Source organism: Pseudoalteromonas sp. 20-MNA-CIBAN-0454, assembly GCF_040308685.1.
GTDB lineage: Bacteria > Pseudomonadota > Gammaproteobacteria > Enterobacterales > Alteromonadaceae > Pseudoalteromonas > Pseudoalteromonas nigrifaciens.
Map to the genome: position 1 here is coordinate 1 of NZ_JBEOOB010000222.1, position 244 is coordinate 244.

General features: G+C 40.2%; 1 pseudogene. It reads left to right on the forward strand.

Going from position 1 to position 244, the window contains the following annotated elements:
- Positions 1–194 (forward strand): annotated as a pseudogene (locus AAEZ22_RS18565) (M61 family metallopeptidase); the annotation flags it as partial.
- Between the last annotated feature and the right edge of the window lie 50 nt (positions 195–244).

Here is a 244-nt window from a genome sequence, read left to right on the forward strand (position 1 = left end):
CAGCAGACCACTTGCAAGTAACCAGTCAATTTGAACAGCAACTGCAAAGTCGAACCCTTGGCGAACAAATCACTTTGCATTGGTTTAGACGTGATGAATTGATGCAAGGACCATTAACGATCAGTGAAGCGGCTTTAGACACGATTTCGCTTAGCATCATTGATGCGACTAAAACACAATTGTGGCTTGGTTAAGACTAAGAAACGATTATCAAGTTTGAAAATTGATTTACTGAGTACCATCA